The organism is Capnocytophaga canis, assembly GCF_043187445.1.
Classification (GTDB): Bacteria; Bacteroidota; Bacteroidia; order Flavobacteriales; family Flavobacteriaceae; genus Capnocytophaga; species Capnocytophaga canis.
The window spans coordinates 2,537,778-2,552,763 of record NZ_CP171121.1 but is presented as its reverse complement, the minus strand read 5'-3'; the positions used below and the strand labels follow the sequence as shown (position 1 = coordinate 2,552,763).

Below are 14,986 nucleotides of genomic sequence, written 5' to 3'. Positions count from 1 at the left end.
TATTGAATTTTTGAGTTTAAAAAGTTCAAAATTACCATAAATAGTTCAACAAAGTTGTTATACTTTTCACCCATAAAGCTAAAATTTTCAATTAGTTCTGTATATTTGCAAAAATAATATTCAAAATGAAAAAAACTGAAAAAGTGGCTTTTGTTATCGACACATTGGAGAAAATATATCCGAAGGTTTCGATTCCTCTTGACCATAAAGATCCTTATACGCTACTAATTGCTGTGTTGCTTTCGGCTCAAAGCACAGATGCTCGTGTGAATACAATCACTCCCCTACTCTTCCAAAAAGCTGATAATCCGTATGATATGATAAACCTTTCGGTAGAAGAAATACGTGAAATTATCAAACCTGTGGGATTATCTCCTGCAAAATCAAAAGGAATTTATGAACTTTCACATATTCTGATTGATAAACATAATGGCGAAGTCCCTCAGAATTTTGAAGATCTGGAAGCCTTACCCGCAGTGGGGCATAAAACCGCCAGTGTGGTCATGTCTCAAGCCTTCGGAGTCCCTGCATTCCCTGTGGATACACACATTCATAGACTTATGTATCGATGGGGACTTTCGAACGGAAAAAATGTCACACAGACGGAAAAAGATGCAAAACGCTTATTCCCTGAAGAAAAATGGAATAAATTGCATATACAAATCATTCTATACGGAAGAGAATATAGTCCTGCTCGAGGATGGAATATTGAAAAAGATATTATCACGAAAACTATTGGACGAAAAAGTTTGTTTCCAAAGTAAAAGATTAAACTCATGTCATTAAAACCCGCTACTAAATATATTTTCATAGCCATATTTCTGGAATTTTATTTCGCTTTTTTGACCTTGTTTGCTTTTGGAATACGATCATTAGACAATCAATTGATCCTTCCTATATTCATAGCGATTGTAACTACGTATTGGGTTGGATATCAATTAGGAGAAAAGTTTCCATGGGAGAGATACGATTCCATACGTATCCTTTTCGGAATCGTTTTTCAGTTTTTGCTATTGCTAACAATGCTACTTGCGGGATGGTTATGCTTAGTAATAGTCTCAGTTTTGGATAGAACATTGGACACTAACGATGTATTAACTGCTATTTTACTCTTAATAATAGGAACATTCATTTTTGGAGGCATTCAGACATTTGTCATAGGGCTATGGCTTGGTTATAAATTAAATACAATCGAGAAAATAGGAGAATTAACTTTTGTAAACAATCTACAAATGGAATATACAAACTACAAAGAACCGAAACTTTTTGGACGCTACATCACTTCATTAATGATTGAGCCTTTATTAGAAAAACATACCTTTGAAAACAAAATATTGTTAGGAAAATCAGTGCAAGGAAATTCTATTTCATTATATCAAAAAGGAAACGGAAGAACGAAAATTTTGATATGGTCGCAAATGCATGGCAATGAATCCACTACGACTAAGGCTTTGTTTGATGTGTTGAACTATATGACACAAAACCCTTCAGAATTAGAAAATATCAGCATGTTTTTTATCCCGATATTAAATCCCGATGGAGCTGAAGTTTACAATCGGATGAATGCCAATGAAATTGATTTGAATCGGGATGCTTACGATTTGTCTCAACCCGAAAGCCAGTGCCTTAGAAAAGCATATAAATTGGTACAGCCCGATTTTTGTTTCAATTTACACGATCAACGTACTATTTTCAGTGCAGGGAAAACTCAAAATCCCGCAACGGTCTCATTCTTAGCACCTTCTTACAACGGAGCTCGTGAAATAAACCATACTCGCAAAAAAGCAATGGAGGTTATTGGGGTAATGAATGCTATGTTACAAACAAAAATTCCAAACCAAGTAGGACGCTTTGACGATAGCTTTAATCTCAATTGCACAGGAGATATGTATACTTCCTTAGGAACCCCTACAATACTCTTTGAATCTGGACATTACCAAGATGATTATGCACGAGAAGAAACTCGAAAATACATCTCACTATCCATACTCGAAGCCTTGGCATATATCAACCAAAATGAAGTTACCGGAAAATATTATAAACCATATTTCACAATTCCTGAAAATGATAAACTTTTCTTTGATATTTTAATACGTGATGATTTTTACGGAGATAATAACCATATTGGAATTTTATTTAAGGAAACTCTGAAAAACAACGAAATTCATTTCGAACCTTACATTGCTATGATTGAAGATTTATCAAATCATTACGGACATCAAGAACGAAAATTATCCGATTTCTTCACAAAACCCGTTTCTAAAAAAGATATAGAAAAAGAATTGAATTTACGTGATTTTGGTTTTAAAATTGCATAAATAAATTTTATATGAAAAAAAATTGCTATATATTTTGAGAATATGAAAAAAAATATTTATTTTGCGGGTGAAATTAATTTATAATACAAATGGGCAGATTTAAGTTAGATGAAATAGACCACCAAATTTTAGATATGTTAATTGAAAATACGCGAACTCCTTTCACTGATATCGCTAAAAAGTTAGATATCTCCGCAGGAACAGTTCACGTACGTGTACGTAAAATGGAGGAAACAGGACTCATTAAAGGCTCTACTTTAACTGTTGATTATGATAGACTTGGGTATACGTTTGTCTCCTACATCGGTATTTATCTGGAAAAAAATCATCAAACACAATTCGTCTTGGAACGATTGGAAAAAATACCTTATGTAACCGTAGCTCACGTAACCACCGGAAAATACAACCTTTTTTGTAAGATTCGCACCAGAGATCCAAAACACACCAAAGAAGTTATCTATATGATTGATGAAATTGAAGGTGTAGCTCGTACTGAGAGCATGATTTCCTTGGAGGAAGTTATCAACGACAAGAGACGTTTAATGCATGCAGTATTTAAAGAACTATAAAATTTGAAATCAAAAATCCTTTTGTTATTAACTTCAAAAGGTTATTTATAAAATCCCCGAATTTTGCTACAAAAATCAAAATTCGGGGATTTTAAGTTTAACAACGCTAAATATACTTATTAACTATATCACACTAAAAACTGAAATAAATCGGGTTTGTTGTTTAGGTAATCCCCATAGAAGTTGCGTTGTTTCATCCGGTCGATAAGTGGTTGAAGGTCAGATTCGTTTTTGAGTTCGATGCCTACTACGGCAGGTCCGTTTTCGCGATTGTGCTTTTTGGAGTATTCAAAATAGGTAATATCATCTGTTTTTCCGAGGATTTCAACCACAAATTCTTTCAATGCCCCGGCGCGTTGCGGAAATCGAACGATAAAATAATGCTTTAAATTGGCATAAAGCAAGGCACGTTCCTTAATTTCTGCCGTTCGAGTGATGTCATTATTGCTTCCGCTGATAACACAAACCACTTTTTTACCCTTAATTTTTTCTTTATAGAAATCCAGAGCCGAAATTGATAACGCCCCAGCAGGTTCAACTACAATAGCATCGCGGTTGTACAAATCCAAGATGGTTTGACATACTTTCCCTTCGGGGACAAGCACAACATCATCTAAAAACCGGTTACAGATTTCAAAATTTAAACTGCCCACTTTCTTTACCGAAGCACCATCTACAAACTTGTCGATTTCAATGAGTTCCACAGGTTTTCCTGTTTTCAACGCTTCTTTCATTGAGGGGGCACCTAAGGGTTCAACTCCAATGATTTTCGTTTGTGGAGAAAGCGTTTTAAATACGGAAGAAAGCCCTGCCGAAAGTCCACCACCACCTATGGGAACAAACACATAATCAATCGGTTCGTTGGCTTGGTCGAGAATTTCTAGCCCAATAGTGGCTTGTCCTTCAATGACTTTTTCATCGTCAAAAGGAGGGACGAACGTTTTTGCGTTTTCTGTTGCAAATTTTATTGCGGCATTGTTGGAATCATCAAAAGTGTCGCCTTCTAAAATTATAGTAACATTCTCTCCACCAAACATTTGTACTTGTTCGATTTTTTGTTGTGGGGTAGTTACAGGCATATAAATATCACCTTTGATATTTAATATTTGGCAAGAAAGTGCCACACCTTGTGCGTGATTTCCGGCACTCGCACAGACGATTCCTTGTTGTTTGTCTTGCTCGGAAAGGGAGCTGATTTTGTTGTACGCTCCTCGAATTTTATAAGAACGCACTTGTTGTAAATCTTCTCTTTTAAAATAAATTTCCGCTTCGAATAAATTGCTTAATCGCACACTTTTTGAAAGCGGTGTGGTATTTATCACAGATTTTATCCGTAGCATTGCTTTTTGTACTTCTTGAACTTGTGGTATGTATGTTGTTACTTCCATATATTTCCTTAATTTTCCTAGGTTATTTTGTTTTTCTCTGATGAAACATTTATCTTTTTCTCGGTATAATTGTTCTTATGATTGACGTATTTATAGTTCTGAATTTTTGGTGTAACGTACTATTTTTTTATTGTTATGTTTCAAGACAAAAGTATAAATATGAAAATAAATGATTAAATTTAAACTATTTTATTCGCTTCATATCAGTCATATAAGCCCTTAAATGTGCTCCAATTACTTCAATGGGGTGTGAGGCTATGGATTTGTTCACTTGAATTAAATCAATATTGTCGATTTGGTTTGAGGCAGTGAAATGACGCCCGATTACATTTTTTTCTAATCCGTCGATATAGGCAGCAATGAGCGGTCGGCATTCGTGGTCAAACAAATAGCAGCCGTATTCGGCGGTGTCGGAAATGGTTTTATTCATTTCGTATAATTTTTTACGAGCTATAGTGTTGGCAATCAGAGGCAATTCGTGTAGTGATTCATAATATGCTGATTCGGCTTTTATGCCTGATTCGGTCATTACCTCAAAAGCTAACTCCACCCCCGATTTTACCATCGCTACCAATAATGTTCCGTAGTCAAAATAGGTTTGCTCTTCAATAGCTTCGGTAGTGGTAGGAGTTTTCTCAAAATCGGTTTCAGCCGTAGCGGAACGCCACGTAAGCAGGTTTTTGTCGTCGTTTGCCCAATCTTCCATCATCGTTTTTGAAAAATGTCCGCTTAAAATATTGTCCATATGTTTTTCAAAGAGCGGACGCATCATCTTTTTCAAATCTTCGGAAATGGCAAATGCCCTTACTTTGGCAGGATTCGATAGACGATTCATCATATTGGTAATTCCGCCGTGTTTTAAGGCTTCGGTAATGGATTCCCAACCGTATTGAATGAGTTTGGCAGCGTATTCAGGGGCAACTCCTTCGCGTTTCATCTTATTGAAAGCCAATATCGAACCTGTTTGCAAAAGTCCGCACAGAATGGTTTGTTCGCCCATCAAATCCGATTTTACTTCCGCCACGAACGATGAACGTAGCACTCCGGCGGTGTCGCTTCCCAAAGCTGCTGCATAGGCTTTTGCCCATTCAAAACCTTTATTCTCAGGGTCGTTTTCGGGGTGAACGGCAATCAAAGTCGGTACACCAAATCCACGTTTGTATTCCTCACGCACTTCCGAACCCGGCGATTTTGGAGCTACCATAATCACGGTAATATCTTTGCGGATTTCGATGCCTTCCTCCACGATGTTGAATCCGTGTGAGTAAGATAAAGTCGCTCCTTGCTTCATCAAAGGTATAATCTTGTTAATCACGGAAGTATGTTGCTTGTCGGGAGTTAAGTTACACACCAAATCTGCCGTAGGAATAAGCTCTTCAAAAGTGCCTACTTGAAAGCCGTTGGCGATGGTATTGGTGTACGAAGGGCGTTTTTCGGCGATGGCACATTCACGTAAAGCGTAGGAAACATTCAAACCCGAATCACGCATATTCAACCCTTGATTAAGCCCTTGGGCTCCTGCTCCCACGATAACAATTTTTTTTCCTTTTAAGGCTTCAACTCCTTGACTGAAATCGCTTTTCTGTAATAATTCGCAAACGCCTAATTGTGCTAATTTTTCTCTGAAATTTAGGGTATTAAAATAATTTTTCATTGTTCTTCTGATTTAATTTAAAGATTTATATGGATTGTGTTCTTAAAAATATGATGATAACTTTTGGTGTCAAACCGAATAAAATCAAAGTTCTTAGGATTAAAGATTTGATTTTACTCAACTTGAAAAAACTGTTTTCTTACATCATACTCTACTATTTTTGGTTATCTACCTCATATTTGTTGAGCAAGGGAGATACTTTCATTTCCGATTTTGAAATAGCAATTCGTGCCGAGCCTGAAAATTGCATAATTCCGTAAGGTTTCAGCTCCTGATAAAGTGCTGCGATGGACTCTCGTGAGCCTGTTTTTGAAATTACATAAAAATGTTTATAAACAGCAACAATATTGGCGTTATATCGCTGAATAATAGCTTGAATGGGAGTTTCTTCATCAAAAAGGGAAGCCGTTGGCATCTTGAAAAGCGAATTTTCAAGGGAAATGATTTCTTCATCGGTATGATAAAATACTTTGATGATTTCTATCTGTTTTTCAATCTGTTGAACCAAATGTTCTACCCATTTTTGAGTGGTATGAGTCACAATAATCATCCGAAATACATTGTCAATTTCCGATGCCGACACATTGATGCTTTCCATATCAATATGTCTTCTGAGGAAAATCCCCGTCACTCTGTTGAGTAGCCCAAGCTGATTTTCCGAATATATGGTGATGGTGTATGTTTTTTGTTCCATATTTACAATTTTACGTTTGAGGTTTTAAAGTTTCAGGTTCAAGGTTTTATTGTCATTGAACTTCTTTTATTTCAGTCTCACTTCCGAAACTGAAGCTCCTGTGGGTACCATCGGGAAAACGTTGTTTTCTTTCTCGACACGAACTTCCAAGAAATAAGCCTTGTCGGAATTGAGCATTTCTTTAACAGCATCTTCTAAATCACTGCGTTTAGTAACCAATCGCGATTGAATGTGATACCCTTCTGCAATTTTAATAAAATCAGGATTTATCATTTCGGTAGAAGCATATCGGCGGTCAAAAAATAGTTCTTGCCACTGACGAACCATCCCTAAAAATTCGTTGTTTAAAACTACAATTTTCACAGGAATTTGCGACTGAAAAATCGTTCCTAACTCTTGAATGGTCATCTGAAACCCACCATCGCCAATTACTGCAACCACTTGTTTTTCAGGAACGCCTATTTTTGCTCCGATGGCTGCCGGTAGGGCAAATCCCATTGTGCCTAATCCTCCTGAAGTGATTTTACTGCGTGAATTTTTAAATTTCGCATAACGACAAGCCATCATCTGATGTTGCCCCACATCGGAAACGATAACCGCTTCGTGATTAGAACATTTATTTATCAATTCTAAAACTTCTCCCATTGTAAGTCCTTCTTTTTCAGGATATAATTCGTTTTTAATAACGGAATCATATTCTTCTTTGTCGTATTTTTTGAATTCTTCTCGCCACGTTGTATGTTTTTTCTGTTCTACTAACGGAAGTATTTTCTGTAAAGCCTCTTTTACATTGCCCAATATGGCGACATCAACCTTTACGTTTTTGTTGATTTCCGCAGGGTCAATGTCAAAATGCAACACCTTTGCTTGTTTGGCGTATCTGCTTAAATCGCCCGTTACGCGGTCATCAAAACGCATTCCCAAAGCAATGAGTACGTCACACGTATTGGTCATTACATTGGGTGCATAGTTGCCGTGCATACCTACCATTCCTACATAATTGGGGTGTTCGGTGGGCAATGCCGAAAGTCCTAAAATGGTCGCTGCTGCGGGGATATCGGTCTTTTCTAAAAAGGATTTTAGCTCGTTTTCAGCTTGACCTAAAATGATTCCTTGTCCGAAAACAACATAGGGTTTTTGTGCTTGATTGATGATTTGTGCGGCTTCAGCCAATTTTGAATCATCTATTTCAGGTACAGGATTATAGCTTCGCATTCGAGTACATTTCTTATAGTCGAACTGAGCAACTTGGTCGAACTGAGCACTTTTTACGATGTCGATAAGTACAGGTCCGGGTCTTCCCGAACGGGCAATGTAAAAGGCTTTGGCAATTGCTTCGGGTATTTCTTCTACTTCCGTGATTTGGAAATTCCATTTGGTTACGGGGGTAGAAATTCCGATGATATCTGTTTCCTGAAAGGCATCTGTTCCTAAGAGGTGCTTTGCTACCTGACCTGTGATGCACACCAACGGCGTGGAATCGATTTGGGCATCGGCAATTCCTGTGATGATGTTGGTTGCTCCGGGTCCTGATGTGGCAAAAACCACACCTACTTTTCCGGTAGCTCTTGCGTAGCCTTGTGCAGCGTGAATAGCTCCTTGCTCGTGGCGAGTGAGGATGTGTTTCAAATGATTTTGGTATTTGTAAAGTTCGTCATAAACGGGCATTATCGCCCCGCCGGGGTAACCGAAAGCTAAATCGACCCCTTCGGCTAACAAACATTTGATTAAAACTTCTGCTCCTGTCATCATATTTTATGTTTTGATTTTGATACTATTTTGCGTTTTTCTGCTCAAAAAACCATTTTTGCTGTGTTATTTCTCTGACTAATTCCTCTTCTGTAGGCAAGTAATGTACATATTTTGTGGCAAATAATTGCGAATTTTGATTCAAAATAGAGTATCTTGCCACCACACCATCGGTTTCCGTACAAAGCAAAAGCCCTATGGTGGGGTTATCGTTTTCTTGTCTTTTCAAATCGTCATACATTCTGACGTACATATCCAATTGACCAATATCCTGATGCGTTAATTTATTGGTTTTCAATTCTACAATAACAAAACATTTCAGAATATAATTATAAAATACCAAATCGATATAAAAATCAGAAGTTTCGGTTTTTATATGTTGCTGACGAGCTACGAAAGCAAAACCTTTACCGAGTTCTAACATAAATTCTTGTAAATCATCAATCAAGGCTTTTTCTAACTCCATTTCAGTGTAACTTTTTCCTATAGGAAGTTTTAAAAATTCCAACACCGTTGGACTCTTTATAAATTCCTCAAATTGAAGAAGTTTTGTGTTGTTTTGCATTTCTTCTTGTACTTCCAATTTATTATCACTTGCTAATAATCTATCATAGTATAAGGTAGAAATGTTTCTGTCAAGGGTTCGCACAGTCCACATATTTTCGGCAGCTTCGGTCAGATAGTACATTCGTGCTTTTTCATTAGAAACTTTTAAAACTCGTTGAAAATGAGACCAACTCAATTTGGCGAACAGTGTTCGCCATTTTTCAATTTCAGGAAAAGTCAAATAAAATTGGCGTATTTCTCTCAAAGTTCTGTAACTGTATCCTTTCCCAAACTCATTGGTCAACGCTATGGATAAAGTTTGTAATACTTCTTTTCCGTATTCAGCTCGGTTTTCGCCATTTTGTTCTTCTTCTACAATTCGTCTGCCAATTAGCCAATAGGCTTCAACCATTACCGAATTGATAGCCGTATAGGCACGTTGCCTCGCTTGTGATAGAATATTTTTTATTTCGGCAATATAAGTCATTGTTTTACAGATATGATTTAAAATTCATCGGTAACACAACCTTGTGAGGCGGAACTTACCGTACGAGCGTATTTGTAAAGCACCCCTCGTTTGGCAGTATCTTTTAGTGGTTTGAGGCTGAAATTGGCTCGTCTTTGAGCTAATTCTTCTTCGGTGAGATGTACATCAATAGTGTTTTTTACAGCATCAATGGTAATCAAATCACCATCTTGTACCAATGCAATATTGCCACCGTTTTGTGCTTCGGGCGAAATGTGTCCAACCACAAATCCGTGTGAACCCCCTGAAAATCGACCATCGGTGATGAGTGCTACTTTTTTGCCCAAACCTGCTCCCATAATGGCAGAAGTCGGTTTTAACATTTCAGGCATTCCCGGACCTCCTTTCGGGCCTTCATAGCGAATGACCACAACTGTTCCTTCGGTAACTTCGCCTTTGGCAATTCCTTCATTGGCAAGAAATTCACCTTCATAAACTTTAGCTTTTCCGGTGAACGAAAGTCCTTCTTTACCCGTGATTTTTGCTACAGCTCCTTCGGTGGCTAAATTTCCATAGAGAATACGAATATGCCCCGTTTCTTTGATTGGCTTTTCTAACGGATGTATAATATTTTGGTTTTCAGAAAGTGATGGTACATCTGCAAGATTTTCAGCTATTGTTTTACCTGTAACTGTAAGGCAATCACCGTGAAGTAATCCTTTTTCGAGTAAATATTTCATCACAGCAGGGATTCCGCCGATGTGGTGTAAATCTTCCATAACGTACTTTCCACTTGGTTTGAGATCTGCGATAAAAGGTGTGGAATCGCTCAGCTTGGCAAAATCATCAATAGTCATCGGGATTTGAGCTGCTTTTGCAATGGCTAAAAAGTGCAATACGGCATTGGTAGAGCCCCCCAAGGCAACCACCAATCGGAAAGCATTTTCGATGGATTTTCGCGTGACGATATCGCGAGGTTTGATGTCGTTTTCTTGCAGATAACACAACGCTTTACCCACTTTGAGGCATTCTTGCCTTTTGGCATCACCTGAGGCAGGAGTTGAAGAGTTGTAAGGCAAACTCATTCCCAATGCTTCAATAGCCGATGCCATTGTATTGGCTGTGTACATTCCGCCACAAGCTCCTTCGCCCGGACAGGCTTTGTGTATTACTTCCTTATATTCTTTTTCATCAATAGTTCCTGCTACTTTTTGTCCCCACGCCTCGAAAGCGGAAACTACATCGAGTTTTTTTCCGTTATGGCAACCTGCGGCAATTGTTCCGCCATACACCAAAATTGAGGGTCGATTCAGTCTGAGCATTGCCATTAAAGCTCCCGGCATATTTTTGTCGCACCCTACCACTGTAACGAGTGCATCGTAACACATTGCTTGAATTACCGTTTCGATAGAATCAGCGATAATATCTCTCGAAACCAAAGAGTAACGCATTCCGTAAGTACCCATTGAGATTCCGTCTGAAACTCCTATGGTATTAAAAATCAATCCCACAGAACCCGATTGCTGTACGCCCTCCTTAATTTTTAAAGCTAAATTATTTAGATGCATATTACAAGGATTTCCCTCATAACCCGTACTTGCGATGCCTACCAAAGGTTTTTTTAGGTCGTCATCGGTCAGTCCCAAAGCGTGTAGCATTGCTTGTGCTGCAGGTTGCGTATCGTCTTGTGTGACTTGTTTGCTGTATTTATTTAATTCCATATTTTGATGATGATTTCTGAATCAAATTTTAAAAATAAAAAAACCTGCATCTAATTTCTGATGCAGGTTTTGTGTGTTTTACATATACGAAGCCTCGCATCAATAGGTGTTATTGATGATAATAATAAGGCTAATAATTATACTGTTATGATACATTTATTAATTAATTCGGTTGCAAACGTAATACTTTCTGCAAAAAAAAACAAATTTTTTATGTTTTTTCTTGTTTAAAAATTGGATTCCTACTCTAATTTCATTTTTAGAATTTTCATTTAGCTTCTATGATATAGTCCATTAAAAAGTTTTTCCGTTCCTACTGTTTACTTTTTTAAATATTTACGTACCTTTGTAGGCTAATTGTTTAAACAAATGCGAAGAACTTTTTTAGATTATATGCTAATTTCCCTAAAAGGAATGGCTATGGGAGCTGCGGATGTAGTTCCTGGTGTTTCAGGTGGAACAATCGCTTTTATATCAGGTATTTACGAAGAGCTGATTAGTTCTATCAACAATATAAATTTAGGAGCTTTCAAAGTCCTGAAAAACCATGGGATTGTCAATTTTTGGAAACATATCAACGGTAATTTTTTCTTTTCACTACTTGTGGGGATAGGTATAAGCATTCTATCCTTAGCAAAAGGCGTAAAATGGTTATTGGAAAACCAACCGATTGCTGTATGGTCATTTTTCTTCGGATTGATGTTGGCAAGTATACTATTTTTGGCAAAGGACATTAAAAAATGGAATCTTGGAACGGTTTTATCAATGCTCTTTTTCGGAATTTTAGCTTATTTAATTACCATTGTTCCACCTTTAGGAAGCAACGATGGACTGATTTACGTATTTTTTTCGGGAGCATTGGCAATCTGTGCGATGATTTTACCAGGTATTTCGGGAGCATTTATTTTAGTACTCTTAGGGTCGTATCATATCGTTTTGGGAGCCTTAAATGACTGGAATTTTAAGATTATAGGAGTTTTTGGCATAGGAGCAATCATTGGAATACTGAGTTTTTCAAAAGTATTGAAATGGCTTTTTGCGAATTACCGAAATACCACAATTGCGGGGCTCACAGGGGTTATCATTGGCTCACTGAATAAAATTTGGCCTTGGAAGGAGATTCTTCAAACTCGCATTGATTCGCATGGCAACGAAGTGCCTGTATGGGAAAAGAGTATTTTGCCTTCCACTTATGAAAGTATTTCAGGTGATTCACAATTTCTAACAGCTGTTGTATTGGCGTTGGCAGGATTTTTTATACTCTACGGACTTGAAAGGTGGGCGGTAAATTTGAAAAAGTCGTAATTAATAAGAAACTTCATCATATTACGTATTTACGAGACTCAAAAAACAAACATAATGAGCTCAATTGTAGAATAAAAACGCATCAAAACAATAAAATTGGAAAAAAATCATTTACCAAATAGACATTAATGATGCAATTAAGTTAAAGATAAACGAAATTAATAAAATAGAACATGATAAAATGGTTTAAAGCTGAATTTTGGACTACTGTTGCACGTCTGATTCTGAGAAATCGGATTGCGATACTCGTTGCTATTGCACTAATAACCCTTTTTTTAGCCTTGCAATGGAAAAACATTCGCTTTACATTTACGGAAGCGAATATGCTTCCTGACGGACATCCGATTAACCTAGAATATCATGAATTTCTATCAAAATTTGGTGAAGAAGGAAATCTTATTCTATTAGCTATTGAAAATAAAAATAGTTACACTCCCGAAATATTAAATCAATGGAAAGGTTTAGCCAATGAATTTAAACAATTTAAGGAAGTTGAAGCTGTGCTTTCCATAGGGAATTTACCAGTTTTAACAAAAGACGTAGCTACCGAAAGTTTTACTACGAAACCACTTATAGACGGCATAATAACCTCTCAAAATCAAGTAGATAGCATCAAACAATTACTTTCTGAAAAACTGCCTTTCTATAAAGGAATCGTCTACAATCCAGAAACAGAAACTTTACAAACGGCGTTGTATATGAACAAAAAAATCATAAACACGAAAGAACGTAAAGACTTCATTATAAACACCTTAATCCCTATTATAGAAAAATTTGAACAGCAAACGCAAATCAAAGTACGTACTTCAGGTATGCCCTACATACGAACACTTAGTGCTCAAAACATTATCGATGAAATTGGGTTATTTATCGGAATGGCGTTGCTTATTACATCATTTATTTTATTCCTTTTTTTCCGCTCTTATCGTGCTATGTTTATTTCGATGAGTGTAGTTTCTATTGGGGTTATGTGGTCATTCGGGTTGCTTGGTTTATTCAATTATGAAATTACGATTTTGACTGGACTTATTCCTCCTTTGGTAATCGTTATTGGAATTCCAAACTGTATATTCTTGATTAACAAATATCAACAGGAATTTAACAAACATGGAAACCAAGCTAAATCTCTCCAACGTGTCATCAGAAATGTAGGAAATGCGACCTTGCTTACTAACCTAACAACTTCCATCGGTTTTGCTACTTTTATTTTTACGGAAAGTAGTCTTTTACAGGAGTTCGGAACCATTGCTGCCATCAGCATCATGTCTATCTTTTTCATTTCGTTGTGCATTATACCTATCATATACAGCTTTATGAAAATTCCAAAAGAAAAACATTTGAAACACTTGCACCGCACTTGGATTCAGAAGTTTATACAACTGTTGGAACGAACCGTTAAGCACCACCGAATTGCAGTATTCTCTATTGCTGTAATGCTGCTAACACTAAGTATTATAGGGATTAATCAAATGAAAATATCAGGAAGTTTGATTGAAGATATGCCAAAATCAGCTCCTTTTTTCGATGATATTTTGTTTTTTGAAAAAGAATTTGGAGGCATCATGCCTTTGGAAATTACGGTAGATACCAAACAGAAAAATGGAGTAATGCGATTGCCTAACTTAAAAAAAATTGACGAGTTATGTAAATATATTGAGGATATTCCAGAAATTTCTAAACCTATTTCAATAGTTGATTTAGTGAAATATGCTAAACAAACCTACTACAACGGAAATCCAGAGTACTACGATTTACCAACCTCTCAGGAACAAAATTTCATAATGTCCTACGTCAGAAATTCAAAAGGTAACGGACAAATGCTAAGTTCCTATGTTGATTCCTTGGGGCAAACGGCTCGAATCACAACCTTCATGAAAGATATTGGTACGGACAAAATGCAACAAATAGAAGAAAATATCTACGCAAAAGCAAAAAAATTATTTCCAGAAGAAAAGTATGAAGTGAAAGTCACAGGAAAAGCTTTTCTGTTTACTAAAGGAACTACCTATTTAGCAAAAAATCTTATTTATTCGTTAGGATTAGCAATTTTACTTATTGCACTGATCATGTCCTACATGTTCCGTTCGTTTAAAATGATACTCACTTCATTGGTTCCTAACCTATTACCACTATTGGTTACAGCAGGAATGATGGGTTATTTTGGCATACCTCTAAAACCCTCGACCATATTGGTTTTTAGTATTGTTTTCGGTATTTCAGTTGATGATACCATTCATTTTTTGGCAAAATATCGTCAAGAATTGGTTGCAAGAAACTGGAAAATCAGCAAATCCGTTTATGCGACTTTACGAGAAACAGGAGTAAGTATGTTCTACACCTCAGTGGTATTGTTTTTCGGGTTTTCGGTGTTTATGCTATCAAGTTTTGGCGGAACAAAAGCTCTCGGTGGATTGATTTCACTAACTCTTTTATTCGCCATGCTAACCAATTTGTTATTACTACCGAGTTTATTGCTTTCGTTAGAAAGAACCATCGCAAATAAAGAAACTCTTATAGAGCCAAAAATTGATATTTTACCAGAAGAGGAGGAAGAAAATAAGGCATAAATACAATTC

Annotated in this window: 11 protein-coding genes; 5 read left to right on the top strand and 6 right to left on the bottom strand. The window is 36.8% G+C overall.

The window, feature by feature from the left end:
• The first annotated feature begins 125 nt into the window (after positions 1–125).
• The 3 genes from nth (at position 126) to ACF3OB_RS10845 (ending at position 2,887) form a co-directional block, all read left to right on the top strand.
• Positions 126–764: an endonuclease III domain-containing protein gene (gene nth / locus ACF3OB_RS10855; RefSeq protein WP_392447706.1), complete on the top strand. Its 639-nt coding sequence runs from the start codon at positions 126–128 to the stop codon at positions 762–764.
• A 468-nt stretch (positions 765–1,232) separates the two neighbouring features.
• Positions 1,233–2,318: a DUF2817 domain-containing protein gene (locus ACF3OB_RS10850; protein WP_392448785.1), complete on the top strand. Its 1,086-nt coding sequence runs from the start codon at positions 1,233–1,235 to the stop codon at positions 2,316–2,318.
• Between the two features lie 89 nt (positions 2,319–2,407).
• Positions 2,408–2,887, top strand: a complete 480-nt coding sequence (locus ACF3OB_RS10845) for an Lrp/AsnC family transcriptional regulator (RefSeq protein WP_042008552.1) — start codon at positions 2,408–2,410, stop codon at positions 2,885–2,887.
• 128 nt (positions 2,888–3,015) lie between these two features.
• Here the strand turns inward: ACF3OB_RS10845 and ilvA are convergent, their stop codons facing one another.
• From ilvA to ilvD, 6 genes are all read right to left on the bottom strand, one after another.
• Entirely contained in the window at positions 3,016–4,275 is a 1,260-nt protein-coding gene (ilvA, locus tag ACF3OB_RS10840; protein WP_392447705.1) for a threonine ammonia-lyase IlvA, read from the bottom strand.
• A 184-nt stretch (positions 4,276–4,459) separates the two neighbouring features.
• Positions 4,460–5,929: a ketol-acid reductoisomerase gene (gene ilvC, locus ACF3OB_RS10835; protein WP_392447704.1), complete on the bottom strand. Its 1,470-nt coding sequence runs from the start codon at positions 5,927–5,929 to the stop codon at positions 4,460–4,462.
• Between the two features lie 154 nt (positions 5,930–6,083).
• The gene (gene ilvN, locus ACF3OB_RS10830; RefSeq protein WP_013996713.1) at positions 6,084–6,623 is read right to left on the bottom strand and encodes an acetolactate synthase small subunit; all 540 of its coding nucleotides are present in this window, start codon (positions 6,621–6,623) and stop codon (positions 6,084–6,086) included.
• A 66-nt stretch (positions 6,624–6,689) separates the two neighbouring features.
• A complete protein-coding gene (gene ilvB / locus ACF3OB_RS10825; RefSeq protein ID WP_392448783.1) occupies positions 6,690–8,372 on the bottom strand; it encodes a biosynthetic-type acetolactate synthase large subunit in 1,683 nt (560 codons plus the stop codon).
• A gap of 25 nt (positions 8,373–8,397) precedes the next feature.
• A complete protein-coding gene (locus tag ACF3OB_RS10820) occupies positions 8,398–9,405 on the bottom strand; it encodes a YhcG family protein (protein WP_172919237.1) in 1,008 nt (335 codons plus the stop codon).
• Between the two features lie 17 nt (positions 9,406–9,422).
• Positions 9,423–11,105, bottom strand: a complete 1,683-nt coding sequence (gene ilvD / locus ACF3OB_RS10815) for a dihydroxy-acid dehydratase (RefSeq protein WP_392447701.1) — start codon at positions 11,103–11,105, stop codon at positions 9,423–9,425.
• Positions 11,106–11,474: 369 nt separating this feature from the next.
• Between ilvD and ACF3OB_RS10810 the strand changes: the two genes are divergently transcribed.
• Both ACF3OB_RS10810 and ACF3OB_RS10805 read left to right on the top strand, forming a co-directional pair.
• Positions 11,475–12,410, top strand: coding sequence for a DUF368 domain-containing protein (locus ACF3OB_RS10810; RefSeq protein ID WP_042344918.1), 936 nt, complete (start codon positions 11,475–11,477; stop codon positions 12,408–12,410).
• 173 nt (positions 12,411–12,583) lie between these two features.
• Positions 12,584–14,977, top strand: a complete 2,394-nt coding sequence (locus tag ACF3OB_RS10805) for an efflux RND transporter permease subunit (protein WP_095893215.1) — start codon at positions 12,584–12,586, stop codon at positions 14,975–14,977.
• Positions 14,978–14,986: the final 9 nt, after the last annotated feature.